The following is a 23,312-nucleotide window of genomic DNA, read 5'->3' on the forward strand; positions in this document are numbered from 1 at the left end:
TCTAAGCATAACAGTAAGGTAACCAAATTTGTATAATGTGAAGGAGGAGTTCACTTATGAATTACAACGTTCGTGGTGAAAACATTGAGGTAACTCCAGCAATTAGAGAGTACGTGGAAAAGAAGATTGCCAAGTTAGAAAGATACTTTACTGAGACTCCTAATGCAAATGTTCATGTGAATTTGAAGTTGTACAATGACAAGCGCTCCAAAGTAGAGGTAACGATTCCGATGGCGAATCTAGTGCTTCGTGCAGAGGAAGTTCATGATGATATGTATGCGGCGATTGATCTGATTACTGATAAATTAGAGCGTCAAATCCGTAAGCATAAAACAAAAGTGAACCGCAAATTCCGTGAAAAAGGGAACCTAAATGAATTGTTTGCTTCTCCAGTCGAAAATCAAGGCGGCGGTGTAGCGGTAGAAGAGGATGAGAGTGATTTAGAGCTTGTTCGCCAAAAGAGCTTTGACCTAAAGCCAATGGACAGCGAAGAAGCGATCCTTCAAATGAATCTACTTGGACATAGTTTCTACGTGTTTACCAATGCTGAGACAAACCGTACAAATGTCGTTTACAAGCGTAAAGATGGCCGTTATGGCTTGATTGAAGCTCAATAATTTCAAGTATAAAGACTCAACAGCTTAATAACTGTTGAGTCTTTTTTTATTTCTTGGTATTGGTAAATTATTTCAATATAGTTAAATCAGTTACGGAAACCCATTTGTAGTGTATAATTCTTGTGTTGAATTTGTCAAAAGAGGTCGAATGATGTCAAAAAACACAAGAATTAAATGGTTAGATGCATGCAAGGGAATGGGAATTATTTTAGTTATAGCGGGGCACACACCCCTTGATCCTTCCATAAGGGGAATTATATATGGATTTCATATGCCATTGTTTTTCTTTTTATCAGGATATTTTTTCTCTGTGAAAAAAGATGGCTTTTTATCTTTTACAATTACTAAGATAAGGTCATTGCTCATTCCATATTTGTTATTTTCTCTCGTAAGTCTTTTTCTTTTAATATTCATTTTTAATCAGCCTGTTGATTACGTTAGAGCAGCTAAAGACATGATCTTATCATCTCGAAATCATATCTTTTTTAATCAACCTCTATGGTTTCTAACCAGTCTTTTTGTGATAGAAATGATTTACTTTGGACTTTCAAAATGGATAAGAAACAATTATTTCATTATGATTGTGACGCTAGTCAGCTCTATTTTGGTTGTTCAGATGTTTGGGCCACTTTCTTCTGGGGTAATTTTTCCTTGGAGTATTGACCAATCGCTATTTTACCTAGTTTTCTTTGGGATTGGACACCTACTTCGAACTACTGGAATGTTGGATAAAGATTTGAAAAAATCCCCTATTAGTATATCTTTATCACTTGCTTTTGTTATTTTTGTTTTTTACCCATCTGTTTTTGTGAAGGTTATAGGACTTATCGGTATTCCACCGTTAGCAATGTACTTACACCAGTTTCTGTTTGCTTTATTTGGTATTTCTTTTGTTATCTTTGTATCGCAGTTTTTGTCTTTCATTTCCTTACTTAATTATCTAGGGAGAAATTCTTTAATTTTGATGGCATTGCATATACCGTTAGGATTTAATCTTTATCATATGTGGATAAGAGGCAAACTTGGTGTCACGATTGAAAATTTAAATACTTTTGGACTTGCAGTAACGATATTTACTGTCATCATTTTATTACCGATTATTTATCTAATTAATAGATACTTCCCAATAATGTTAGGTAGAGGACTAGATAGTCAAACGATTATGAACAAGTATCTAAAAATAAAGAAGCTAACTCAAAAGGTCATTGAAAGGTGACCCACGAGTTAGCTTTTCCTTAACTATTACAACCGAAACTTCGCCAATTCCTTCTTCATCTCCACCGTCAACTCCTGCAGCTGCTCCATCTTCTCATTCACCTGTTCAAAAGCCTGAAGCTGCGCATCCATAGAAGCACTGATCTCCTCAGTCCCAGCCGCAGTTTCCTCTGTAACAGCTGAAATATTCTCAATCGCAGAAATAACCGAAGCACTCATGCTGCTAGAAGTTTTCATACCTTCAACCAAAGTATCCAATTGCTCGTTAATCGCCATTACATTCATAGAAATCACTTCAAATGAAGATTCTGTTTCCTTCATAGAAGATTGCTGTTGATTGGATAACTCATACCCAAGCTCCGTTGCTTCCACAATCGTTGCAATGCCTTTTTTCATATGGCTAACCATCGTTGTGATATGTTCCGTTGCCTTGGTGGAATCATCTGCAAGTTTACGAACTTCATCTGCAACCACTGCGAAGCCTTTTCCAGCTTCTCCTGCACGCGCTGCTTCAATCGCTGCATTTAAGGCTAACAAATTCGTTTGATCAGCGATTTCACGTACCGAACGTGCTGCTTCCTCAATTTGTCCTGCAAACTGTGTGAAGCCTTCGACTGATGTTTTAATATGATCCGTAGATTGTGATAGCTGTGAAGCCAGTTCTACTTGTTTTTCTAAAGACACTCGACCCGTTTGAACTGAATCCAACGCAGCTGAACCAGCCTGTGATGATTGCTCAGTTTTATCCTGAACGCGAGAAAATTCTTCGTTCATCGCACCCATGGAGCCGGCGGTTGATTGAATGTCTTCTGAAACCGATTGGCTACCGCGAGCAAGCTCTTCCGTTGAAACCGCCACCTGGTTGCTGATTTCACGTAAGCTCACCATATGTCCAGATACTTCCGCTGTAAAGCCAGTTACTCGTTCGCCAACCTGCTCGATGGATTGAACGGTTTGTCTTACATTCGAAATCATTAGGGCAAAAGCGGACTTTAATTGGTCTAGCTCATATGAACTATCTTCTTTTACCTCATCCACTTCTACCGTGAGGTCTCCTTCAGCCACTTTAACCGCATGGTCCACGACTTCGCGTAAGGGTTTCGCGATCCGTCTAGCCAGGAACCAAGTGGAAAGGCTAGATAACACAATTAATATAATAATCGCAATGATTGAGAAAACGACAACAAACTGAATCTTCTTCTCTGTTTGCTGAAGCATTTCGTCGTACCATTCTCCAGTAAGTTTATCCAATAAGTACATATCATTTAAGACACCAGAAATACGAATCGATTGTCTTTTAATCGCCGAAGGATCATTACTTCCAAACCCTGCATCCACCTCAGAAGATAGAGCATCAAACTTTTCCTGTACTTTCCCTAAAGTTTCTTTCTGCTCAACCACTCTAATCACTTTTGTAAGTGACCCAATTTGCACATCAATGTTCTGTAATTGTGAGAGTGCTTCGGATTTGTTTGCTTCACTTTGATTAAAGGTGTAGTTAGAGAGTGCTTGCTTGGCTACAACCAGTTCGCCTTGTATATCTTCTACTAAGATTAAAACTTGAACATCATCCTTAGCCGAGCTTTGCATGCTTACTAACTGAGAAATCATAAATCCAATAATCAATGTTGATAATAAAAGTGGAATGATAGCGATGATGAGTAAGCGAGATCTAAGTTTCATGTCATTCCCTCCTTATTCCGTTTCGACGGTGATGTCGCCCGAAATGATTTTTTCTTTTGCTTCCTCAAGCTGACTGTTTTCTGCTTCAGATAGTTCTACGACACGGATGTCCGCTAAGCCAACACCATTTTCAGCAAGACCAAGCACATACGTGGAAGAACCAATTTTTCCGGTTTCCTTCAGTTCTTTGGCGATGTCGTATACGGCAACGTCAATATTTTTTAGCATAGAAGTGGTAACAGCTTTTTCTGCTACGAAAAATTGGTCAGAATCCACACCTGCTGCCAATTTACCAAGCGTTTGAGCCGTCTGAAGTGCTCCGAAGCCAGTGAATCCAGCGGCAGGGTAGATGAAGTCAGCACCAGCAGAGATTTGTTTTTCGGCAATCGTTCCGCCAAGTGTCGCGTCTCCAAAGGAATTCGCATATTCAACCAGTACTTCTACATTCGGATTGACGTATTTTGCTCCTTGTATGTAGCCTGCTTTAAAATGATTCACGACAGGCACATCAAAGCCGCCGATAAATCCAATTTTCCCAGTGGTGCTCTTCATCGCAGCGACCATTCCTACTAGGAAGCTTCCTTCATATTCTTTAAAAGTGAGGGATACGACGTTTTCAAGCTCGGAAACCTCATCTATAATCATAAATTGCTGATTTGTATGTTCCTTTGCTACTTTTTCTAACGCTTCCTTTACAGAGAAACCAAGACCGATAATCAGGTCATATTCTTCCTCGACAAGTTCCGTTAGTTTTTCTTCGAAGTCCCCATCTGGAGCTTCTTTATAGTCAAATAAAATTCCAAACTCGTCGCGTGCACGCTCTAGGCCGCGGAACGCAGAATCGTTAAAGGACTCATCTCCGAGACCACTATCTGATAAAAGAATTCCAATTTTGTATTCTTTTTCTGACTTTGTTTGCTGTGCTCCAAGTGAACAAGCGCTTAAAACGTTCACGACTAGGAACAATAAGAATATTCTTTTTAGCATGTTGCTGTCCTCCTCTTGGTTGTACATACCTCTTATTTATCGGACAAGATTCGACAAGTTTAAGTGAATTGTTTCGATTTTGTGAATATCTCGAATTCCGAAATAAACGGTTAACGAAAACACATAAATTTGGTATGATAAAACTATCTGAATTTTTATAATATAGGAGGAATGTTATGAAGCACAGACAGTTATTTATTGCCTTCTTCCGCTCAGGAATACTGGGCTACGGTGGGGGGCCATCATCAATTCCTCTTGTGAAAAAGGAAGTTGTCGATACATTTAAATGGATGGATTCGGATGAATTTGGGGATATTTTGGCACTCGCCAATGCCTTGCCAGGACCCATTAATACGAAGATGGCTGGTTATATAGGCTATCGTGTGGGCGGGATATTAGGATTATTGAACGCACTTTTTGCATCGATTTTACCGAGTATTTTTTTCATGATTATCTTGCTAAATGTACTAAATACCTACAAAGACGAACCATGGGTGCGAGGTATGTCGATGGCGGTAGTGCCGGTCGTTGCGGTGATGCTCGCAACATTAACTTGGGATTTTGTAAAAAAATCATCGAGCTCTAGTCTCGGTTGGGGTTGGACTCTTCTTTTTGTTGTAGCTAGCCTTGTGTTACTTCAATTTTTAAACGTGCATCCTGCAATCATTATTTTCGCTTTATTACTTAGTGCATTATTGAAAAAAGATCAAGGGAATTCAAAGGAAAAGGAGAAGACGTCCGCATGATTTATTGGCAACTATTTTTGGCGTTTTTTATTCCGGGAATTCTCGGTTATGGTGGGGGACCGGCGTCGATTCCACTTGTTGAGAATGAAGTGGTTGATCGGTACGGTTGGCTGTCAGTGAATGAATTTAGTGAGGTGCTCGCGTTAGGGAATGCACTGCCAGGGCCTATCGCGACCAAAATGGCCGGTTATATTGGTTATGAAGTGGGTGGGATTTTCGGAGCAGTGGTTGCGGTATTTGCTACTGTGGCACCTTCGTTAATATTAATGGTCACTTTACTCGGTTTGTTGATGAAATTCAAGGAATCTCCAAAGGTGAAGCGACTTACCGTGTTGGTGCGACCGGTCATTGCCGTCCTATTAGGAGTCATGACGTATGATTTCTTTTTCTCCTCATTCGAAGGAGCGGGGATTTGGCAGACGATCGGGATCGGTGTGATTAGCTTTGTGCTGATGGAGAGGCTGAAGGTCCACCCGGCGTATGTGATTGCCGGTGCGCTTGTATATGGTGGGGTGTTCTTAGGGTAAATCAGGACAGTAGTACATTCTGCAAGCTGGTGCTAGCGCAACAAAGGCTTGCGTCATGTGCTACTGACCTTTAATTAAAACTGGGGGAGGCAAAAACATGACTTTTTCAATCGTAGGCTATGACCCAAAGGAAAAAGAATGGGGTATTGCGGTGCAATCGAAGTTTCTTGGAGTTGGCGCCGTGGTTCCGTTCGCGAAGGCTGGAGTAGGTGCAGTTGCGACACAGTCTTACGCGAATACGGCTTATGGTCCGGAGGCATTACAGCTGTTTTCAGAAGGAAAGTCAGCGGAAGAGGTCATCAAAATCATTACCTCACGGGATGAGGACAAGGATCTCCGCCAGGTTGGAGTCATCGATGCGAACGGAAATGCCGCTACTTTTACCGGTGAAAAATGCTATGACTGGGCAGGCGGAGTCACCGGAGAGCATTTTGCCGCACAGGGAAACATTTTAGTCGACGAGCAGACCGTACAAACTATGTCAAAAACGTTTCAAGAGACAAGTGGAACATTAGCCGAGCGCTTACTCGCTGGATTGAACGCAGGGCAAGAGGCTGGTGGAGATAGTCGTGGTCAGCAATCAGCTGCCCTATTAGTAGTGAAGGAAGCGGGCGGTTATGGTGGCTACAATGACCGATTTATTGATCTTCGTGTCGATGACCATCCGGAGCCGATTAAAGAACTGATTCGTGTGTTTGGTTTACAGCAGCTATACTTTGCTCCTCCTAAGCAAGAGCGGATTGCTACGATTGAAGGGCATGTGAAGGAAGAATTGATCGCTTGTTTAAGACGTCACAGATATTTAGAATTGTATGTTGATGAGGAAAGTATTCATAAGGCACTGACTCGTTATATACATACCGAGAACTTTGAAGCGCGTGAGTTAGAGCGTGGGAAAATTGACTTGGACGTGCTTGATTATATGAAAAAGCAATAGTTGTGTATAGCCCCCAGTAATGGGGGTTTTTATGTGGGGAATTTTATACTGTTGTAGGTATGTGGATCTTAAGAGATTCCCTAAGAATTAAATCCGAAAGACGAAAAGTATCAAATAATCATGTGTAAATACCTATCTCGTTATAAAAATAAAATGGTATAATCGAACTAAATTTAGGTAGTTAATCCTAAATAAATCCCGTAAACTGCCGATAATAGATTTATAACGCAAATGCTTGGAGGTGAAACAATAGTAATAGATGGGTTTTAAAAATGAGTGTACTTAATGAAGTGAAAAGGGCAAATCACGGGAAACTGTGAGACGCAAAACTAAGAGGGCCTTACCCGCAGAAATGCGAATGGCAGCCAGTTACCACAAGAAGTCATAGATTGTCTAAATTCTATGAACCTTTCTTATGGGGTTCTTTTTTATTTGCCTTTTTTAACATGAAAGGTAGGGTAAATTTATGTTGAAAAGAATGTTTAATATTCCGGTTTTGCTCGTCGTTTTTATGCTTATCTATCAATTGATTGTCCCAATCGGTAGTATAAGAGCTTCTGCAAATACCGGATCCATGCTTCCTCCTAGTAATCTAGCTTATCAGTCAGTTACTCCAGACGATGGAAAGCTAACTTGGAGTGCCGTATTTGGAGCAAGTGGGTATCAAGTTTATGAAATTAAAGAAGGACAGCTTACGGTGCTTGGAACAACAACGGGCACTTCGTATGATCTAAAAGATTTGCCAGAAGGCTCTTATAGATACGTAGTTTCTACTTTATCTAGCCAAGGGGAGTCTGGTCCATCAGCGCCGGTAAGCACAGAAATTAGTTATCCTGAGATGCAAACGCCGGCAACCTTTGCGGCAACGATTCAAAATGGAAATGATGTTGTATTACAATGGGAAGCTTCCCAATATGCAGAGTCATACAACATATATAAGGTATTAGATAACGGTGAAAAGTCACTTGTTGTCTCAACTAATACAAGAATGTATAGTTTTTCTAATGTAGATGAAGGTACTTACTCTTACATGATTTCTTCATCCCACCCACTTTACGGGGAATCAGTGACTTCATCCCCAATAAGTGTTGAAGTGATAAAGCCAGAAATGAAAGCTCCAACAAATCTATCTTTTACGATTTCAAATGTAACCGATGTTACTTTAAAGTGGCAGGCAGCAGAGTTTGCCAATAGTTATAGTATATATTCAGTGAAAAACGGACAGTTAGAATTGGTAGAAACAGTTACGAGCACAAATGTTACACTTAAGAATTTACCTGCAGGAGACTACGTCTATCAGGTGTATTCAAATAGCTCACGTTTTGGAAGTTCTGTAGAAGGTAGCGAGGTTACTTTCTCCGTTCAATCTATCGAGATGGCTCCCCCTGAAAATGTAAATGCGAAAATCCAAAACACAAATGATGTAGTTGTTAGTTGGACCGCCGAACCATATGCAACAGGGTATAAAGTGTATCAGATTGTGGGTGGTGAGAAAGTATTAAAGGGAACAGTAACTGGAACTTCTTTTTCAGCTACTATGCTACCTGGTGGAGAATACGTGTATGAGGTTCATTCAACTAGTGACCGATTTGGAGAGTCTGAAAAGGGAACACAAGTTACTTTTACCATCGAGACAGTAAAGGTAAACGCACCTACTGAACTTGCGTATAAAATTCTAAATGGTAATGATATCGTATTAAGCTGGAAAGCAGCTGAAAATGCTACAAATTATAAGGTCTATCAAGTAGTTGGAGACCAAAAAGTATTAAAGAGCACGGTAACAGGAACAACGGTTACCTATACTAATATGCCAGCAGGAAATTACAAGTATGAAGTTCACACCAATAGCACTCGATTTGGTGAATCAGGGGAAAGTGCTGTTGTTTCCTTTGTATTAGATCAAGTAGTGTTAGAAACACCAGGAAATGCAAGATATGAGATTAAAAATGGCAATGATTTATACCTACAATGGGATTCAGTTGATTTTGCCAATAGTTACAAAATCTATCAGGTAGTAGATGGGAAGAAGGTTTTAAAAGCAACTGTTTCTTCTTTAGCTACAACTTTAACTAATCTTACCGCAGGAGATTATAGTTATGAAATCTATGCGTATAGCAGTCGATTTGGTGAATCACCTGTGGGTGCAGTTGTAGAGTTACCATTGGTACATCCAGAGATGAAGGCGCCTGCTAACGGAAGTTATACCATCACTGGAGTAGCTTCATACACACTAAAGTGGGATGCGGCAGACTACGCAACTAACTATAAGATTTATCAAGTGATTAATGGACAGAAAACATTAAAGAATACTATCACTGGAACAAGCATGAACTACACAAATATGACACCAGGTGAATATCAATATGAGGTCTATTCATATTCCGCTCGTTTCGGTGAATCAAAAGTAGGAACTGCTATCAAGTTCACCTTAAGTGGACAAACACTAGCGACTCCTGGAAATCCAAGCTATACCATTAGCAATGGAAATGACATTACACTCAAATGGAATACTGTTCAGTACGCAAATAACTATAAAATCTATCAGTTGGTTGATGGAGAAGAAATTTTATTACGTACCCTTACAGGGACAAGTACAATGTTAACCAATGTAGCAGAAGGTGAATTCCATTACATTATTAAGGCAAACTCTACCTTATTTGGAGAGTCTCCAGAAGGTGCTGTACTTGAAGGAACTTTAGTGCATCCTGACATGGCTAAGCCTGAAAATGCTAGTTACACGATCACAAGTGGAAATGATATCATTCTTAAGTGGGACGCTGTTCAGTATGCAACAGCATACCAAATTTACCAAGTGATAGATGGAGAAAAGCAGTTTGTTCGTAAAGTTACTGGTACAACAACGACAATTTCGAACATGCCAGAAAGTAAATATCTATACGAAATTCATTCATATAGTGACCGGTTTGGTGAGTCTGCAGAGGGAAGTAAGATTGAGTTCACAATGGTACATCCAGTAATGCAAGCCCCAGCCAATCTTACAAAGTCAATTTTAAATGGGAACGATATTAAGTTAAGTTGGGATGCGTCAACGTATGCAACAAATTACAAAGTCTATCAAAAAGTTGATGGAGAATTAGAATTACTAACTACACTACCAGCAACAACGAGAACCATTGCATTTACGAATATGCCAGAAGGTGACTATGAATATGTCTTGCATTCCTACAGCAACCGCTTCGGGGAGTCACTAGAGGGCAACAAGCTTGAGTTCAAAATGGTACATCCAGTAATGCAAGCCCCAGCCAATCTTACAAAGTCAATTTTGAATGGGAACGATATTAAGTTAAGTTGGGATGCGTCAACCTATGCAACAAATTACAAAGTCTATCAAAAAGTTGATGGAGAATTGGAATTACTAACTACACTACCAGCAACAACGAGAACCATTACATTAGCGAATATGCCAGAAGGTGACTATGAATACGTGGTGCATTCCTATAGCACTCGTTTCGGAGAGTCACCAGAGGGAAGTAAGCTTGTGTTCAAAATGGTACATCCAGTAATGCAAGCCCCAGCCAATCTTACAAAGTCAATTTTGAATGGGAATGATATTAAGTTAAGTTGGGATACGTCAACGTATGCAGCAAATTACAAAGTTTATCAAAAAGTTGATGGAGAATTAGAATTACTAACTACACTACCAGCAACAACGAGAACCATTGCATTTACGAATATGCCAGAAGGTGACTATGAATATGTCGTGCATTCCTATAGCAATCGCTTCGGGGAGTCACCAGAGGGAAGTGAGCTTATGTTCACAATGGTACATCCAGTAATGCAAGCCCCAGCCAATCTTACAAAGTCAATTTTGAACGGGAACGATATTAAGTTAAGCTGGGATGCTTCAACGTATGCAACAAATTACAAAGTCTATCAAAAAGTTGATGGAGAATTAGTATTACTAAATACACTTACAGCAAGAACCATTACATTTGCGAATATGCCAGAAGGTGACTATGAATACGTCGTGCACTCCTATAGCAGTCGTTTTGAAGAGTCACCAGAAGGAAGTAATCTTGCTTTTACCCTTACTTGGCCCGTTGTACAAGCTCCAATGGTTAGCAACAGGGTGGAAAATGTAAATAATTTTACGTTATCTTGGCCAGCTGTTACTTGGGCAAATGAATACCGCGTGTACAAAGTAACGGGTTCAGAAAAAGAACTGGTTTACAAAGGAACCGCACTAAACCATAAGGTATATAACTTATCAGAAGGTGTTCATTCATATGAGGTAACCGCCTTTAGTACTCGCTTTGGGGAATCTGTACCTTCAAATACAATTGAGGAAACAGTTGTTTATCCTGTAATGGGTGTTCCAACCGCTAATTTACAACTTCTAAGTGATACGAGTGCAAGAATCACTTGGGATTTTGTTACTTATGCTAATGGATACAATATTTACGAAGTGATTAATGGTGAGCCTGTATTAGTTGCTGAGAAAATTAATAATCTATCTTACACCATTAATAATCTAACGTACGCTAACCATTTATATTATGTAACATCTTACAGTAACTCTTTTGGAGAATCTAAGCCATCCGAAACCGTATTAGCTAAGTTAATTATTGATGAAGAGGCACCAGTCACAACAGTGAATGCTCCAGCTGAATGGGTCAATCAAGATACGTTAGTAGAATTCACAGCAACGGATAACGAAGTGGGCGTAGCTCATACGTATTATTCATTAAATGATGGACCTATCGTTGAAGGAACATCGGTTTTAGTTGCGAATGAGGGCATCAACAAGATTGTTTACAACTCTATTGATAAAGTGGGCAACATGGAGGAAGTAAAAACAGCACTAGTGAAAATTGATAAAACAGCACCAACAACGGAAGTAAATGAAATCCCTACAGCAGCACAATCATATACAGTAGAGTTAACGGCAAGTGATGAATTAAGTGGAGTGTTAAACACCTATTATTCACTTAATGGTTCAGAGTATGTAGAAGGTACTTCTATTGAAGTGACTGAAGAAGGAGTAAACAAGATCTCTTATTACTCAGTTGATGCTGCAGGTAATAAAGAAGCAGTTAAAACGGTCGAAGTGAATATTGATCAAACAGCTCCAATTACTACAGCAGACCTTCCAACTATTTGGGTGAAGGAAGCGGTAAATGTTAAATTAGTAGCTTCTGATGATAATAGTGGTGTAGAAACAACCTATTATTCTATCAATGGCTCTGATTATGTAGAAGGTACAAGTCTGTTAGTAGATAAGGAAGGAATTAACACTATATCATATTATTCAGTGGATATAGCTGGTAACAAGGAAGATGTGAAAACAGCAGAAGTGAAGCTTGACAAGACAGTACCAATAACTGTTTCTGATGTATCTGAAAAGTGGTCCAAGGAACCAGTCGTGGTTTCTCTTGCTTCTGAAGATAAGCATAGTGGAGTTGCAGTAATATACTATTCAGTTAATGGATCTGAATATATGGAAGGCTCAACTTTTACTGTAGATAAAGAAGGGGTTAACTCCGTTTCTTACTACTCTGTTGACGCTGCTGGAAATGTAGAAGAAGTGAAATCAATTGAAGTAAAGATTGATAAAACAGCGCCAACTCTTTTGCTTGACGTAAAAGGGGAGTACGAGTTGGGAGAAACAGTTACTTTAAATTACCTAGCAGAGGATAACCTATCTGGAATAGCGGTTGAAGAGGTAACGTTTAACGGTCAAACGTATAAAAAGGAAGACCAAGTGTCATTAGATCAACCAGGTGAGTACAAGTTTAGTGTAAAAGTAACAGATGCTGCTGGTTGGTCAACAGTCGTACAGAAAACCATTGTTGTCTATATCCCAGTTTCTCTTGAGGTATTACCTCGAGTAATTAACGGAAACAAGGGGATTTTTACGGTAAAAGCAACTCTACCAAAAGAATTCCAAGCCTACACATTTAATGTCTCGTCAGTAACATTAGATGATGTATCTCCTGTTACAGATAATAACGGTTTGTATAAGCAAGCTGAAAAAGGACATTTCAAGTTTGAACGTTCAGACTTTACTTGGACTCCTGGAGAAGCGCAGCTTGAATTACGAGGATATGTAGGAAAGTATTTAGTGGTTGGAAAAGCGATAGCCACTGTGAAGAAATAAAGTGTTTGGGAAAGGACTTCTTGAGAGAGAAGTCCTTTTTATAAAGATAAGAAAGTCTAATTAATCAATACAAAATATAAGTCAAGTTCCTTAGCGGTTTTTTAATTGGTTAGCTTAAGTGTAACAACTATTATATTTATGATTGACAACCCAAATGGTAAGCGTTTACAATATGTGTAACGGGTTACATATAAATCTAATCAACAATAGATTATTTTTTTACCCGATGTGTAACCGGTTACACATCTATTACACAGTTGGAAACTTGAGGTGAAGTAATTGAGTACAATCAAGAAGGTTGCAGAAGAAGCGAAGGTCTCAGTTGCAACTGTATCAAGAGTGTTGAATAGTACTGGCTATGTAAACGAAGAAACAAGAAAGAAAGTTTTAAAGGTCATAAAGGAATTAGATTATAAACCAAATTCGGTGGCCCGAAGCCTTTTTAAAAAACAATCGATGACAATTGCTTTAATTGTCCCAAATATAACGAATCCTTTCTTTCCAGAGGTGGCAAGAGCGATTGAGGATGTTTTAAGTAGTAAAGATTACACATTAATCTTGTGTAACTCTGATGATAACTCAGAGAAAGAAAAGAAATACTTTGAGGTAATGAAACAAAAATATGTGGATGGCGTAATCGTCGTGACTTCAACATTGACTCCTCAATACATAGAAGAAAAGGGTATTCCCATTGTAGCGGTGGACCGATTTATTGATCCAGCCATCCCTTGTGTATCGGTAAATAATATAGAGGGTGCCAAGAGAGCTGTTCAATACTTAAAATCAACTGGATGTAAGAAAATTGCCCATATTCGCGGGCCTAAAAACATTACAAGTGCGGAAGATCGTTACCTTGGTTACTTGAATGAAGTAGAAAGTGAGTCATGGTTTGAAACAGACTACGTCCGATGTGGAAACTTTAATATTGAACAAACCACAGAGGTGACAAGAAAGCTGTTAGAAGAGAACCCAGATATTGATGGGATTTTTGCCGGAAATGATTTAATGGCTGTTGGAGTCATAAAAGCGGCCATGCAGCTTGGAAAGAGGATTCCTGAAGATCTCTCTGTTATAGGTTTTGATGGAATCAGTCTTTGTAAGATGACCAATCCAGAAATTACAACGATTGCTCAACCGATCTATGAAATTGGCTCGGTAGCAGCTCAAACGCTATTAGACTTAATTGAGGGTAGGGCGATTGAGAAGAAGCATCATCAGTTAGAGGTGACTATAGATAAAGGTCAATCAACTAAAACAAGAGGTGAGTGAATTGAAAAAGAAGGTACTAGTTATAGGGAGTATTAATATGGATCTTGTCACGAAAACAAGCCGAGTACCAAAGCTCGGCGAGACGTTGATGGGGGAATCCTTTTTCACCATTCCAGGTGGAAAAGGAGCCAATCAAGCGGTTGCTGCAACGAGACTTGGGGCTGAGGTTACGTTGATAGGTTGTGTAGGTGAAGATGCTTTTGGAAGCCAACTGAAGGAAGGTTTAACAACTGAAGGAGTTATTACGTCGTATGTGAAACCGGTTACACATACGACAACTGGAACGGCATCCATAACATTATCCAACGGTGATAACAGTATCATTGTTGTCCCAGGAGCGAATTTCGCTGTCACTCCTGAGTATGTTCGAAGCTTTGAACAGGTAATAGCTGAAAGTGATATCCTGCTTCTCCAACTAGAAATACCATTGGAAAGTGTGGTTGAGGCAGTAAAAATCGCCAAAAAGCATCATGTAAAAATCATTTTAAATCCAGCTCCGATTCAGGCCTTACCGAAGGAGCTATTAGATCAGATCGATTACATCACACCAAATGAGCATGAGCAAGAGTTATTGTTGAGCTCACCGGAGTTGACGGAGGAAGAACTAAAAGCGATCAAAGCAAAGTGTATCGTTACAAAGGGATCTAAAGGAGTCATGTTATTTCAAGATGGAGTAGAAAAAGAGATTCCTAGTTTCAAAGTAGATGTGGTAGATACAACGGGAGCAGGAGATTCTTTTAATGGGGCACTTGCATTGTCACTAAGTGAAGGAATGTCACTAGAGGAAGCTTGTAAATTTGCTAATGCTGTAGGGGCATTATCTGTCACTAAGCTTGGAGCTCAGGGTGGAATGCCAACAATAGCAGAGGTAAAAGAGTTTCTTAACTTACGAAAGGGTGTAGGCAAATGAAAAGACAAGGAATGTTAAACAGCCATATATCAGAGGTTTTATCAAGATTGGGCCATACAGATACGATTGTGATCGCTGATTGTGGGTTACCAATCCCTGATGAAACGATTCGTATAGATCTTTCATTAAAACAAGGTACTCCCACTTTTATTGATACGTTAAAAGTTATTTTGGAGGATATGGTGGTTGAAAAAATCACTTTAGCAGAAGAGATACATGAAAAAAACCCTGGTGTGAAACAAGATATTGTAGATCTATTCCAACACCAAACGATTACATATGTATCCCATGAAGAATTGAAAAAACAAACAAAACAAGCAAAAGCTGTGATTCGTACAGGAGAAATCACACCATATGCCAACATTATTCTACATGCAGGAGTGACTTTCTAAATGACACAACAACCTCTAGTTCAGATGCGCGGAATTAGTAAAGCGTTTTCGGGTAATAGGGTGTTAGAAAATGTAGAATTTGAGATTTTACCAGGGGAAGTTCACGCGTTAATGGGTGAGAACGGAGCAGGTAAATCAACGTTAATGAAAATTTTAACAGGGATATACGAAAGAGATACTGGAACGGTTTTGGTTAGAGGCAAAGAGGTCCATTTTAAGAATACAAAAGAAGCCGAACATACAGGAATTGCGGTTATTCATCAGGAGCTAAATATTATCCCTTATCTATCTGTTACAGAAAATATGTTTCTAGGAAAAGAATTAACGATCGGGAAGACTGGGATTATTAAGTACAAAGAAATGAAGACAAAAACGAGGGAATACTTAAATCGCCTTGGAATTGATATCGACCCAGATGTGGAAGCCGGTACTCTTTCAGTCGGTCAACAGCAAATGATCGAGATTGCTAGAGCTGTTGCAGCTAACACGGAGGTCCTTATTATGGATGAGCCAACCGCTGCTTTGACAGACAGAGAGATACATGCTCTTTTTCAAGTAATTAATTCCTTAAGAGAGCAAGGAGTCGGGATTGTTTATATCTCTCACCGGATGGATGAAATCTTTGAAATTTGTGATCGTATTTCTGTTCTCCGGGATGGTCAGTTTATAGGAACGAAGGCAATTCCAGAAACCAACTTTGATGAGATTGTCAAAATGATGGTAGGGCGACAGTTGGGTGAGCGTTTTCCAGAAAGGGTTCCGGAGCTAGGTTCTACTAGATTACAAGTCGAGAATTTAACGAGCAAAGGAAGCTTTGAAGGAATTAGTTTTTCTGTTAAACAAGGGGAAATCCTCGGTGTTGCAGGGCTGATGGGAGCAGGGCGAACAGAAATTATGGAGGCCATTTTCGGATACCGCTCGATTTCAAGTGGGAAAGTGTTAATTGATGGAAAGGAAACAAACATCAAATCTCCTTACGAGGCCATACAGTATGGAATTGGCTTTATTACAGAGGACCGGAAGAATGAAGGGCTCGTTCTTGGACTTTCCGTTCGAGAAAACTTTACACTAACCAACTTCTTGAGCGTTTCTAATAAGGGTGTCATTTCTGCCAAAAAAGAAGAAGAGTTTGTGGAGGACCTCATCCAAAAGCTGCACGTAAAGACAGCAAGCCAACATTTATCTGTTAAATCACTAAGTGGTGGAAATCAACAGAAAATCGTGATTGGAAAATGGTTAGGAATTCAACCGAAAATTTTAATTTTAGATGAACCAACGCGGGGAGTTGACGTTGGGGCGAAGAAAGAGATTTATCAATTAATGAACGAACTTACAAAACAAGGTGTTGCGATTATTATGGTTTCTTCGGAGTTACCTGAAATATTAGGGATGAGTGACCGAATTCTAGTTATTCATGAAGGAAAGGTATCAGCGACCTTATCAAGAAACGAAGCAGATCAGGAAAAAATCATGCATGCAGCAACTGGAGGGAAGTAAAATGAAAGCGTCCTCATTAAAGGTGTCAAATCTTCAAAAATTGGGACCGTTAATCGGGTTATTTATCATCACGTTTGTTTTAGCTATTGTTAGCGATAATTTTATGACGGTCGATAATATCCTAAATGTTATGCGCCAGGTATCAATTAATGCACTTATTGCGTTTGGTATGACCTTTGTTATTTTAACTGGTGGAATTGACCTTTCTGTTGGTTCGATCTTGGCGTTATCTTCTGCGATAACTGCTAGTTTACTAGCTGGAGGAATGGATCCAATATTAGCAATATTAATTGGATTATTGGCAGGAGCGATCATGGGAGCGATTAATGGATTCATCATTACCAAAGGGAAGGTTGCTCCATTCATTGCAACACTAGCAACCATGACTATTTTTAGAGGTTTAACTTTGGTGTATTCAGATGGACGTCCGATTACAGGACTATCTGATAGTGCCTTATTTGAAATGATGGGGAAAGGGTATGTGTCTTGGATTCCCGTACCTGTGATTTATATGATGGCGGCATACTTCATTTTATACTTTATTTTAAAGAAAACGACATTTGGACGTAGAGTGTATGCGATTGGTGGGAATGAAGAAGCAACCATACTTTCTGGTATTCGTGTCGATCGAGTGAAGGTCTGGATTTACTCAATCACTGGCCTTTTATCCGCATTAGCTGGGATTATTCTAGCTTCACGATTGAATTCTTCTCAACCGACAGCAGGGGCTTCCTATGAATTAGATGCCATTGCAGCAGTTGTACTAGGAGGAACAAGTCTTTCTGGCGGACGAGGTTGGATTTTTGGAACGTTAATAGGTGCTCTAATTATTGGAGTATTAAATAATGGATTAAACATCATGAATGTGAGCTCCTTTTATCAACAAGTGGTAAAAGGAGGTGTCATTTTACTTGCCGTCTTACTAGATCGAAAAAAAGCAGCATAAATCATTCAACTATTATTAGGGGGTCTTTATATGAAGAAGATGTTCAAAGGTTTTGTATTTCTTGCGATGTTTATGATTTTGTTAGCTGGCTGTTCAACAGAGCCTCCAGGTTCATCTAAAGAGGCAAAAGAAGCTAGTGGAACGAAAAGTGAAACAGTTAAAGTCGGTCTTTCTATCTCAACCTTAAACAATCCGTTCTTTGTAACATTAAAAGAAGGTGCTGAAGAAGAAGCAGAGGCACAAGGAATTGAAATCGTAGTGGTAGATGCACAAAATGATTCAGCAAAGCAAGTAAATGACATCGAAGATTTACTTCAACAAGGGGTAGACGTATTGCTTGTTAACCCAACAGATTCAGCAGCCGTAGTGGCAGCCATTGAATCTGCTAACAGTGCAGGCGTCCCAGTAATTACTTTAGATCGAAGTGCTGAAGGTGGAGAAGTCGTTTCACACATTGCTTCTGACAATACTGCTGGAGGAAAGATGGCTGGTGAATTTATTCTTGAGCAAATCGGAAATGAAGGAAAAGTGGTTGAAATTGAAGGGATTCCAGGTTCATCAGCAGCACGTGAACGTGGTGCTGGCTTCCATGAAGCAGTTGACGCAGTTAGCACGTTAGAAGTTGCAGCAAAACAAACAGCTGATTTTGATCGGGCAAAAGGATTATCAGTTATGGAAAATATTCTTCAAGGAAACAAAGACATTCAAGCAGTATTTGCTCATAATGATGAAATGGCGCTAGGTGCTCTTCAAGCAATTGAAGCAGCAGGTCTAACAGATGTGGTTGTCGTTGGATTTGATGCAACGGATGATGCAGTTAAGGCTGTAGAAGACGGAAGAATGACAGCAACTGTTGCACAAAAACCAGCTCTTATTGGTCAGAACGGAATAACTACTGCTATTAAAGTAGCAAATGGTGAGACTGTAGAGGAGTTTATCCCAATTGAGTTAGAACTAGTAAAATAATAGCCCAGCACTTCTTCCAAACGAAGAAGTGCTTTTTTATTTGGAAAAATACAACCCATTTTCTACCGAACCGCTTTTGTATTCCACCAGAATCGTTTACACTAAAGGGTAAGAGATTTGGATAAAGAAGGAGAACCGAATGGCAGCATCATTTAATCGAAATGCACCATGTACATGTGGGAGCGGGAAAAAATATAAAAAATGTTGTGGCTTAAAAGAAGCCATTTCTATTAACTCACTCATTGAACGTGAGATTGAGCAAATTCAGGCAAAGATCATCAGCGACGTCGATTATATGTACGGTGATGAAATCGATGAGGATTTTGATCGGTATGTCCTCCCGGCGCTCGTGGACGACGAAAAGGAAATTGAATTTTTTGGATTTATCCACACGGTGTGGTTTGCTCTTTTCAAACTAGTAGACAAAAATAGGACGTTTTTACAAGACTTCATCAATCACCGTGATAAAACGGTCACAAGAGCGAGTTTGCGAGACATCGTCGCTTCATGGCACAGCCCTCGCCCGGTAGCAGGGAGAATGCTTGAGCTCACGCCAACAAGTGTAACTATGAAGGACACGCTGACCGATGAGCATCTTCAAATTAAGCTTCTTCAGCCATCAGCGGCAGAGCCAAATTCCTTCATCTTCGGATTTATCGTTCCTTATCGAGACGAGTGGATCTTTTTCCCGACCTTCTTCGACCTTGAAGGGGAGTCCGATCAAAGGGATGAGGAGTTTATCAAGCAGGAGTTCGCTGAAAGTAAGTACGATGATCCGATCGAGTTTTTGAAAAATCAGCTTCTTTATGTGATGAACGAAATTCAATTTTTATCTGCTGAAGTGAACATTGACAACTTCAAATGGCCACTTCCTGTTCAAAAGGTGATTGCTGAGCTGTTAATACAAGAGTTTAAGAGCTACGGGTCGCCACCAGAACTAACAGGAACGGGAATCGCGCTTTGGAATCGTTATTGTCAAATCAAGCCAAAGCAGGTGAAAAATAAGTCTGTGTACGTAGCAGCTGTTCAGTATGTGGCAATGGAGGTTCATCCGTTAGTTGACCTTACGATTAATGAGTTTGCCTTAGAGACGGGAGTATCTGCTACCAGTCTTGGAAGAATCGTCAAGGACTTAAAGACCACGCTAGCTCCTGAGTTACGAGAACTCCGAGCGATGATATTAGAAGACCTGCAGATTGAGCTGGAAGAGGACGAGTATTTAAAGTAACACTTTCTAGCTCTTATTGGCACTGAATACCCAAAAGTGATAAAATAATAGGTAAACATTTGAATAACGAAGTTTCGCCATGCAACTTGGCGATTTTTTTACATAATAGCCATCACCAAAAAGGAGCGTTCTAAATGCTTGGAATGTTAAATAAAGTGTTTGATCCGAATAAAAGAGAATTAAAACGTCTAACCAAACTGAGTGAAGAGATTGAAAAATTAGCACCAAGAATGGAAGCGTTGAGCGATGACGAGCTTCGTGCTAAGACGGATGAGTTCAAGACTCGCTATCAAGGTGGAGAGTCACTTGATGATTTGCTTGTTGAAGCGTTTGCCGTTGTTCGCGAAGGGGCCAAGCGTGTTCTTGGACTATACCCGTATCCTGTTCAGCTAATGGGGGGCGCGTCTCTTCATGAAGGGAACATTTCCGAGATGAAGACTGGGGAAGGGAAAACGTTAACGTCTACCATGCCTGTATACTTAAACGCCTTGTCTGGAAGAGGTGTTCACGTCGTAACGGTGAACGAATACTTGGCAAGCCGTGACGCGACAGAAATGGGTCAGCTTTATACGTTCTTAGGCTTAACGGTTGGTCTAAACACAAACGGCCTTTCTAAAGAAGAAAAGCAAGCCGCGTATGCTTGTGATATTACGTATTCCACGAACAATGAACTTGGCTTTGATTATCTCCGCGATAACATGGTTCTGTACAAAGAGCAAAAAGTACAGCGTCCACTTTATTACGCGGTCATTGACGAAGTGGACTCGATCCTAATTGACGAAGCACGTACACCATTGATCATTTCTGGTTCGGCTCAAAAGTCGACAGCCCTATATATTCAAGCGAATGCGTTTGTTCGTACGCTGAAAAAAGAGGAAGACTTCACGTACGATGAAAAGACGAAGGGTGTTCAGCTTACGGAAGATGGAATCAACAAAGCGGAGCGTGCGTTTGGAATTGAAAACTTATTCGACATTCGTCACGTAGCGTTGAATCATCATATCGGACAAGCGCTGAAGGCACATGCGAGCATGCATTTAGATGTAGACTATGTGGTGCAGGACGGAGAAATCGTGATCGTTGACCAATTCACGGGTCGTCTCATGAAGGGTCGTCGTTATAGCGATGGTCTTCACCAAGCGATTGAAGCGAAAGAAGGTCTTGAGGTTCAAAACGAAAGCATGACGCTTGCAACGATTACGTTCCAGAACTACTTCCGTATGTATGAAAAATTGTCAGGAATGACGGGGACAGCGAAAACAGAGGAAGAGGAATTCCGCAATATTTATAATATGAATGTGGTTGTCATTCCTACGAATCGTCCGATTGCCCGTGATGACCGTGCCGATTTAATCTACGCATCAATGGACGGAAAATTCCGTGCCGTTGTGGAGGATATTGCTGAGCGAAACAGCAAGGGTCAACCCGTTCTTGTTGGTACCGTTGCGATTGAAACATCTGAATTAATTTCAAAATACCTAACGAAAAAAGGTATTCGCCATAATGTACTAAATGCGAAGAATCATGAGCGCGAGGCAGAAATCATTGCTGAAGCAGGTCATAAGGGTGCGGTTACGATCGCTACCAACATGGCTGGTCGTGGTACGGATATTAAGCTTGGTGAAGGCGTAAAAGAGGTTGGCGGATTAGCCGTTATTGGTACGGAGCGCCATGAGAGCCGTCGTATTGATAATCAGCTTCGTGGACGTTCGGGTCGTCAAGGGGATCCAGGGGTAACACAGTTCTATCTATCTATGGAAGATGAGCTGATGCGCCGCTTCGGTTCTGATAATATGAAGGCGATGATGACACGTCTTGGAATGGACGATTCTCAGCCGATCCAAAGTAAAATGGTATCAAGAGCCGTAGAATCCGCACAAAAACGTGTAGAAGGAAACAACTTCGATGCGCGTAAGCAGCTACTTTCTTACGACGATGTGCTTCGTCAGCAACGTGAAATTTTATACACGCAAAGAAATGAAGTGCTTGAGTCTGAGAACCTGCGTGAAATCGTAGAAAAAATGATTGAAACGGTTGTAAGCCGCAGTGTAGAAGTTCACACACCAAGCTTTGAGGACCGTGACAAATGGAACCTGCAAGGTATTATTGACTATGTGAATGGAAATCTTCTTCACGAAGGTGACGTAACAGTTGATGACCTGAAAAATAAAGAGCCAGAGGCCATGGCAGAATTGATTCTTGCGAAAGTGAAGGAGCGCTACGACGAAAAAGAAGAGCAGCTTTCATTCGAGCAAATGCGTGAATTCGAAAAGGTTGTCGTGCTTCGTGCTGTTGACTCTAAGTGGATTGACCACATCGATGCAATGGATCAGCTTCGTCAAGGAATTCACTTACGTGCGTACGGTCAAATCGACCCACTTCGCGAATACAACCACGAAGGCTTTGCAATGTTCGAAAGCATGATCGCAGCCATCGAAGAGGATGTAGCGAAGTACGTCATGAAGGCCGAAATCCGCAACAACCTAGAGCGTCAAGAAGTTGCCAAGGGCCAAGCAGTCAACCCAAAGGAAGACGGCGAAAAGGCAGTCAAGAAAAAGCCAGTAACCAAGGCAATGGATGTCGGCCGTAACGACCCATGTATTTGCGGAAGCGGCAAAAAGTATAAAAACTGCTGCGGAAGCTTAGACTAGGGGCAATAAAAGTGGCTGGATTTTTGGCATTAAGGTAATTTTAGGACAAGAATGGTCGCCATGTTGTGAGTTTGCATTAATTTTTGAAGAGAAAGTTGCGATTTTGAAGGTTTTGTTTGTGATTATAGAAAAATAGTTGCGGTTCTCAAGATTTATATGCGATTTTAAAAATATATTTGCGATTCTCAGGATTTACTTGCGATTACAAAAATATATTTGCGATTCTCAAGATTTTCTTGCGATTACAAAAATATATTTGCGATTCTCGGGATTTACTTGCGATTACAAAAATATATTTGCGATTCTCGGGATTTACTTGCGATTACAAAAATATATTTGCGATTCTCGAAATTTACTTGCGATTCAACATTATATTTGCGATTCTCACAAAATACTTGCGAATCACCACACAATTCCCAGTCCAATTAAACACTAACATAATAAAATAGAGGGTCGGTAGCAACAGAATCTACCGTCCTCTTTTTATGGAAAACGATTTTATTAAAATTCTTATAGAGGTGGCACAATCATGGAATTAGCAGATATTCGTAATGAGCTTGAAAAAACAGCTAAGAAATTAGCGGACTTTAGGGGGTCTCTTTGACTTAGAAAACAAAGAGGCA

Annotated in this window: 16 protein-coding genes and 1 riboswitch; of the genes, 14 read left to right on the forward strand and 2 right to left on the reverse strand. The window is 40.2% G+C overall.

Features of this window, described 5'->3' with window-relative positions; all coding sequences use genetic code 11:
- The first annotated feature begins 56 nt into the window (after window positions 1–56).
- Both hpf and ACGLXV_RS05710 read left to right on the forward strand, forming a co-directional pair.
- The gene (gene hpf / locus ACGLXV_RS05705) at window positions 57–617 is read left to right on the forward strand and encodes a ribosome hibernation-promoting factor, HPF/YfiA family (RefSeq protein ID WP_391557880.1); all 561 of its coding nucleotides are present in this window, start codon (window positions 57–59) and stop codon (window positions 615–617) included.
- Between the two features lie 148 nt (window positions 618–765).
- Entirely contained in the window at window positions 766–1,833 is a 1,068-nt protein-coding gene (locus ACGLXV_RS05710) for an acyltransferase family protein (protein ID WP_391557881.1), read from the forward strand.
- A 26-nt stretch (window positions 1,834–1,859) separates the two neighbouring features.
- On the opposite strand, the gene ACGLXV_RS05715 is transcribed toward ACGLXV_RS05710, so the two are convergent.
- Window positions 1,860–3,515, reverse strand: a complete 1,656-nt coding sequence (locus ACGLXV_RS05715) for a methyl-accepting chemotaxis protein (protein ID WP_391557882.1) — start codon at window positions 3,513–3,515, stop codon at window positions 1,860–1,862.
- Window positions 3,516–3,527: 12 nt separating this feature from the next.
- The gene (locus tag ACGLXV_RS05720; RefSeq protein WP_391557883.1) at window positions 3,528–4,502 is read right to left on the reverse strand and encodes a BMP family lipoprotein; all 975 of its coding nucleotides are present in this window, start codon (window positions 4,500–4,502) and stop codon (window positions 3,528–3,530) included.
- A gap of 176 nt (window positions 4,503–4,678) precedes the next feature.
- On the opposite strand from ACGLXV_RS05720, the gene ACGLXV_RS05725 reads away from it, so the two are divergent.
- The 12 genes from ACGLXV_RS05725 (at window position 4,679) to secA (ending at window position 22,689) form a co-directional block, all read left to right on the forward strand.
- A complete protein-coding gene (locus ACGLXV_RS05725) occupies window positions 4,679–5,248 on the forward strand; it encodes a chromate transporter (protein WP_391557884.1) in 570 nt (189 codons plus the stop codon).
- Window positions 5,245–5,775 carry a chromate transporter gene (locus ACGLXV_RS05730; protein WP_119710096.1) on the forward strand — a complete coding sequence of 177 codons (531 nt, stop codon included), beginning with the start codon at window positions 5,245–5,247 and terminating at the stop codon, window positions 5,773–5,775. The genes ACGLXV_RS05725 and ACGLXV_RS05730 overlap by 4 nt, the downstream gene beginning before the upstream one ends.
- 97 nt (window positions 5,776–5,872) lie before the next feature.
- Entirely contained in the window at window positions 5,873–6,712 is an 840-nt protein-coding gene (locus ACGLXV_RS05735; protein WP_391557885.1) for a DUF1028 domain-containing protein, read from the forward strand.
- A gap of 288 nt (window positions 6,713–7,000) precedes the next feature.
- Window positions 7,001–7,089, forward strand: a riboswitch (cyclic di-GMP riboswitch).
- An 89-nt stretch (window positions 7,090–7,178) separates the two neighbouring features.
- Window positions 7,179–12,830 carry an OmpL47-type beta-barrel domain-containing protein gene (locus tag ACGLXV_RS05740; protein WP_391557886.1) on the forward strand — a complete coding sequence of 1,884 codons (5,652 nt, stop codon included), beginning with the start codon at window positions 7,179–7,181 and terminating at the stop codon, window positions 12,828–12,830.
- 279 nt (window positions 12,831–13,109) lie between these two features.
- Entirely contained in the window at window positions 13,110–14,099 is a 990-nt protein-coding gene (locus ACGLXV_RS05745) for a LacI family DNA-binding transcriptional regulator (RefSeq protein WP_119710093.1), read from the forward strand.
- Between the two features lies 1 nt (window position 14,100).
- A complete protein-coding gene (rbsK, locus tag ACGLXV_RS05750) occupies window positions 14,101–15,009 on the forward strand; it encodes a ribokinase (RefSeq protein ID WP_391557887.1) in 909 nt (302 codons plus the stop codon).
- Window positions 15,006–15,401, forward strand: a complete 396-nt coding sequence (rbsD, locus tag ACGLXV_RS05755) for a D-ribose pyranase (RefSeq protein ID WP_391557888.1) — start codon at window positions 15,006–15,008, stop codon at window positions 15,399–15,401. The genes rbsK and rbsD overlap by 4 nt, the downstream gene beginning before the upstream one ends.
- Window positions 15,402–16,898 (forward strand): sugar ABC transporter ATP-binding protein, encoded by a 1,497-nt coding sequence (locus ACGLXV_RS05760; protein ID WP_391557889.1) that lies wholly within the window; start codon window positions 15,402–15,404, stop codon window positions 16,896–16,898. It begins immediately after the preceding gene.
- A gap of 1 nt (window position 16,899) precedes the next feature.
- A complete protein-coding gene (locus ACGLXV_RS05765) occupies window positions 16,900–17,844 on the forward strand; it encodes an ABC transporter permease subunit (RefSeq protein ID WP_391557890.1) in 945 nt (314 codons plus the stop codon).
- A 30-nt stretch (window positions 17,845–17,874) separates the two neighbouring features.
- The gene (gene rbsB / locus ACGLXV_RS05770; protein ID WP_119710088.1) at window positions 17,875–18,810 is read left to right on the forward strand and encodes a ribose ABC transporter substrate-binding protein RbsB; all 936 of its coding nucleotides are present in this window, start codon (window positions 17,875–17,877) and stop codon (window positions 18,808–18,810) included.
- A gap of 139 nt (window positions 18,811–18,949) precedes the next feature.
- Window positions 18,950–20,038 (forward strand): SEC-C metal-binding domain-containing protein, encoded by a 1,089-nt coding sequence (locus ACGLXV_RS05775; protein WP_391557891.1) that lies wholly within the window; start codon window positions 18,950–18,952, stop codon window positions 20,036–20,038.
- A gap of 134 nt (window positions 20,039–20,172) precedes the next feature.
- Entirely contained in the window at window positions 20,173–22,689 is a 2,517-nt protein-coding gene (gene secA, locus ACGLXV_RS05780; protein WP_391557892.1) for a preprotein translocase subunit SecA, read from the forward strand.
- Window positions 22,690–23,312 lie beyond the last annotated feature (623 nt).

Source organism: Robertmurraya sp. (genome assembly GCF_036676585.1).
Taxonomy (GTDB): Bacteria; Bacillota; Bacilli; order Bacillales; family Cytobacillaceae; genus Robertmurraya_A.

Excerpts from the sequence above, each read along its gene's own strand:
- hpf (WP_391557880.1), top strand. The coding sequence starts at position 57 with ATGAATTACAACGTTCGTGGTGAAAACATTGAGGTAACTCCAGCAATT.
- ACGLXV_RS05710 (WP_391557881.1), top strand. The coding sequence starts at position 766 with ATGATGTCAAAAAACACAAGAATTAAATGGTTAGATGCATGCAAGGGA.
- ACGLXV_RS05715 (WP_391557882.1), bottom strand. The coding sequence starts at position 3,515 with ATGAAACTTAGATCTCGCTTACTCATCATCGCTATCATTCCACTTTTA.
- ACGLXV_RS05720 (WP_391557883.1), bottom strand. The coding sequence starts at position 4,502 with ATGCTAAAAAGAATATTCTTATTGTTCCTAGTCGTGAACGTTTTAAGC.
- ACGLXV_RS05725 (WP_391557884.1), top strand. The coding sequence starts at position 4,679 with ATGAAGCACAGACAGTTATTTATTGCCTTCTTCCGCTCAGGAATACTG.
- ACGLXV_RS05730 (WP_119710096.1), top strand. The coding sequence starts at position 5,245 with ATGATTTATTGGCAACTATTTTTGGCGTTTTTTATTCCGGGAATTCTC.
- ACGLXV_RS05735 (WP_391557885.1), top strand. The coding sequence starts at position 5,873 with ATGACTTTTTCAATCGTAGGCTATGACCCAAAGGAAAAAGAATGGGGT.
- ACGLXV_RS05740 (WP_391557886.1), top strand. The coding sequence starts at position 7,179 with ATGTTGAAAAGAATGTTTAATATTCCGGTTTTGCTCGTCGTTTTTATG.
- rbsD (WP_391557888.1), top strand. The coding sequence starts at position 15,006 with ATGAAAAGACAAGGAATGTTAAACAGCCATATATCAGAGGTTTTATCA.
- ACGLXV_RS05760 (WP_391557889.1), top strand. The coding sequence starts at position 15,402 with ATGACACAACAACCTCTAGTTCAGATGCGCGGAATTAGTAAAGCGTTT.
- ACGLXV_RS05765 (WP_391557890.1), top strand. The coding sequence starts at position 16,900 with ATGAAAGCGTCCTCATTAAAGGTGTCAAATCTTCAAAAATTGGGACCG.
- rbsB (WP_119710088.1), top strand. The coding sequence starts at position 17,875 with ATGAAGAAGATGTTCAAAGGTTTTGTATTTCTTGCGATGTTTATGATT.
- ACGLXV_RS05775 (WP_391557891.1), top strand. The coding sequence starts at position 18,950 with ATGGCAGCATCATTTAATCGAAATGCACCATGTACATGTGGGAGCGGG.
- secA (WP_391557892.1), top strand. The coding sequence starts at position 20,173 with ATGCTTGGAATGTTAAATAAAGTGTTTGATCCGAATAAAAGAGAATTA.